The organism is Synechococcus sp., assembly GCF_982614295.1.
In genome coordinates, this window is record NZ_CEXBMR010000083.1 from 1 (window position 1) to 3194 (window position 3194).

General features: G+C 54.6%; 5 protein-coding genes and 1 pseudogene. 4 read left to right on the forward strand and 2 right to left on the reverse strand.

Annotated features, from left to right (window positions below; all coding sequences use genetic code 11):
• The coding region (gene ureE, locus AC2JC8_RS09855) for an urease accessory protein UreE (RefSeq protein ID WP_484594656.1) at nt 1-491 on the reverse strand (491 nt) is incomplete at its 3' end.
• Between ureE and AC2JC8_RS09860 the strand changes: the two genes are divergently transcribed.
• The gene (locus AC2JC8_RS09860) at nt 470-1405 is read left to right on the forward strand and encodes an urease accessory protein UreD (protein ID WP_484594657.1); all 936 of its coding nucleotides are present in this window, start codon (nt 470-472) and stop codon (nt 1403-1405) included. The genes ureE and AC2JC8_RS09860 overlap by 22 nt on opposite strands.
• On the opposite strand, the gene AC2JC8_RS09865 is transcribed toward AC2JC8_RS09860, so the two are convergent.
• A complete protein-coding gene (locus AC2JC8_RS09865; RefSeq protein WP_484594658.1) occupies nt 1398-2297 on the reverse strand; it encodes an AEC family transporter in 900 nt (299 codons plus the stop codon). The genes AC2JC8_RS09860 and AC2JC8_RS09865 overlap by 8 nt on opposite strands.
• 30 nt (nt 2298-2327) lie before the next feature.
• Here AC2JC8_RS09865 and AC2JC8_RS09870 point away from each other — a divergent pair, with 30 nt between their 5' ends.
• The 3 genes and pseudogenes from AC2JC8_RS09870 to ureC all read left to right on the forward strand — a co-directional run.
• Nucleotides 2328-2630, forward strand: a complete 303-nt coding sequence (locus tag AC2JC8_RS09870; protein ID WP_255131428.1) for an urease subunit gamma — start codon at nt 2328-2330, stop codon at nt 2628-2630.
• The gene (locus AC2JC8_RS09875) at nt 2627-2947 is read left to right on the forward strand and encodes an urease subunit beta (protein WP_295474674.1); all 321 of its coding nucleotides are present in this window, start codon (nt 2627-2629) and stop codon (nt 2945-2947) included. Before AC2JC8_RS09870 ends, AC2JC8_RS09875 begins: the two co-directional genes overlap by 4 nt.
• Nucleotides 2947-3194, forward strand: a pseudogene (gene ureC / locus AC2JC8_RS09880) (urease subunit alpha); the annotation flags it as partial. The gene AC2JC8_RS09875 and the pseudogene ureC, both read left to right, overlap by 1 nt.

A 3194-nucleotide genomic window follows, 5' to 3' on the forward strand; every position in this document is an offset into this window, starting at 1 on the left:
TGTTGATGATTATCTTGATGATTATGTTGCTCAGTGTTGTGATAAGCCCCTACTTCCGGCAAAAAAGCAGCCTGCAGAGCTGAAACTTTCAGGCCCCGTTGTTGCAACATTTGCGCCAAAACAGGATCAGCTAATAGGCGTAACTCATCAACTCTCACCTCTAATGCCACATGGCGATTGCCAAGGTGATAGGCCGCCTGCAGCAAGCCGAGCGGATCATCACTGCACACCACCAGTAGCGGCTCTATTGCAGCAACCACTACCGCTAGTGGTATGCCCGCTTCTGCAGCCAAGCCTTCGCCAGGCTGCAGATATGCCCCCCTTGGCAATTGCAACAACACCTCCCTGCCGCAGCTACAGCGGCGCAAACCACGGCTCACCTGCCGTTCAGCAGCGGTTAGTGGTAATTGCAGTAACACCCCAATAGATTCAATATTTACGCCGGCATCGCAACGTTGCTGCAACAACAGTGGCTTCTGTTCCTCTTGCATCAAGCCAAGCTGGCATAAATCCATGCGGTTGGCGTGGAACTGCTGATTTGCAATTTCAGCTCAACGGCCTCGGTTGCACCAGCTTTCAGGGCGGCACCACTGCTCCTTTAAAGCTTTTGCGCCCTTTCAACGGCGCCGCAGGCCGTTGCGAACTACCGCTACTGCACACCGCCGGCGGCCTGGTGGGGGGAGATCAGCTAGCGATCAAGCTCGAACTCGCCCCTAATAGTTGCGCCCTAATTACCAGCGTGGCCGCTCAAAAGATCTACGGCACTAGGGGACGCTCCCGCCTCGATCCAAACGGCCGTTGGGCTGAAATTAAGTTGCAAAGCAAGCTTGCCGCCGGCGCTGATCTCGAATGGTTACCTCAAGAAACCGTTGTATTTGAGGGCGGTTTATTACAGCAGCAGCACCGGGTAGAGCTGGCTGAAAATGCCAGCTGGCTGGGGATTGATGTGGTGCGGTTGGGGCGTACCGCAAGGGGGGAAACCTTGGGTAGCGGTTGCTGGCGCAGCAGCCTTGAAATACAGCGTCATTTAAGCAGTGGTGCCCGCTGGGAACTGGTAGATCGGCTGCAAATTGAGGGCAATTCCTTAAACGCAGCCCATGGCCTTCAGGGGCAACCGGTGCTGGGCAGCCTCGTGTGGGCAGCGCCCAATCCGCTTGATCAAAAGGCAATCAAACAACTTCTAGTGCAGGCACGCCAAGACAGCCTTGAACTGGAGGGAGAAATGGCAATCAGCCAGCTGCCGCAGGGGGTTATCGCCCGTTACCTAGGCCCTTCCAGCCAAGCTGCCCGCTTTTGGTTTTGCCGCCTTTGGATGCTGATTCGTGAATTGCGCTGCCTCGATGCACCCACGCCGCCGAGGGTATGGCCGATTCAAGAAAATCCATGCGGCAGAAATCTCAATTGATTAGCCACCACCACAACGGCACGGTTACGAGCGCCATAGCTGTGCTGATTAATACCAAACCCGCCGCATCATTTATCCCTTCCCCCTCCGCTTCCGCCATCAACAACACTGAAATCGCCGTGGGGGCTGCCGCCTGCAACACCAAAGCATCCGCAACTAAACCAGGTAAGCCAAGCCAAGTTGTTACGAGCGCAAATAGCAAGGGCAACAGCAGCAATTTGATCGATAACGCCGGCGCTAATTTCCTCCAGCTCTGCCAGCTAAAACCTTCTGCAAGTTCACCCTGCTGCTGCATCACCCCTATTCGCATCCCCACCAAAAGCAAAGCCAGCAACAACACCAAACGGGCGGGCCACCAGAGCAGGCTTGCTAGGGGCTCTTGCCAAGGGGTGAGTTGCAGCACAAAAGCAAGCAAAAATCCATGGGTGGCAGGGCTTTGGCTAAGGTCGCGGCGAAAGGAACGGCGCCTCTCGCTGCTGGATTTCAGCAGCCGTGGCCCCAGTGTCCAGCTCAACAATGTGGCAGCGAGGTCGTAAGCAATCGCAGCACCAAGGGCAGGAGGTGGCAGCAGAGCCAAGGCCACTGGAATGCCGAAATAGGTGGTATTGCCGGTGGCTGCCCCAAGCTGCAAGGCGCCATTAGGCAGCAAACGCCTCAGTGGCGGCAACAAATGCAGCAGCAGCATCACGCTTGCAATTAAAAAAAGCGCTAACGCGGCCGCTAGTAAAAAATCGCGATTTAAACCCGAGCGCAGCAGCAATGCCGCCACACCTAATGGAATGCCGTAGCGCACTAAAAGTGGTGCTATTCGCCCAGGCAGTAGCGGATAACGCAACCCCAGAGCAAGCCCTAGGGCCAAAGTGGGTATTAGTTCCAGTAAAAGTTTCAGCACAGCTCAATCTTTCAACAGTGTTTGCAGCCCATGCACCTATCTCCACAAGAAAAAGACAAGCTTTTGATCGTTACCGCCGCATTACTGGTGGAACGGCGCCTAGCGAGGGGTTTAAAACTCAACCACCCAGAAGCTGTGGCCTGGCTCAGCTTTCAAATCTTGGAAGGGGCGCGGGATGGCAAAACCGTAGCGGCGCTAATGCAAGAAGGCAGCACCTGGCTAAAACGCGAACAGGTGATGGATGGAGTGGCTGAATTAATTAACGAAGTCCAAATGGAAGCCACCTTCCCCGATGGCACCAAGCTCGTAACCGTGCATCAACCAATTCGATGATTATCCCCGGCGAATTACTTCCAGAACCAGGCTTTATTGAGCTAAATGCCGGCCGGCCTGTAACCAACTTGATGGTGGCCAATAGCGGCGATAGGCCAATCCAAGTGGGATCTCATTTTCACTTTGCCGAAGCCAATGCAGCCTTGTTATTTGAACGGGATGCCGCCCGGGGGAAAAGACTAAATATCCCTGCCGGTACGGCGATTCGTTTTGAACCAGGTGATAAAAGGGAAGTTGAATTAGTGCCTTTTGTTGGTGCTCGCCGCGTAGTGGGTTTCAACGCACAAGTAAACGGCCACCTCGATGGAGATAACTAATGGCATATCAAATGGATCGCCGCAGCTACGCCGAAACCTATGGCCCCACCACTGGAGATCGGTTGCGCCTGGCAGATACCAATTTGATCCTGGAGGTGGAAAAAGACTTCACCTCTTACGGCGATGAGGTGAAATTTGGCGGCGGCAAAGTTATTCGTGATGGCATGGGTCAAGGCCAGAGCAGCCGCGCTGCTGGCGCTGTAGATACGGTGATTACCAATGCGCTGATCCTTGATTGGTGGGGCAT

What these genes read in the sequence shown, in the direction of transcription:
- AC2JC8_RS09875 (WP_295474674.1), top strand. Translation starts at nt 2,627, where the DNA reads ATGATTATCCCCGGCGAATTACTTCCAGAACCAGGCTTTATTGAGCTA.
- AC2JC8_RS09870 (WP_255131428.1), top strand. Translation starts at nt 2,328, where the DNA reads ATGCACCTATCTCCACAAGAAAAAGACAAGCTTTTGATCGTTACCGCC.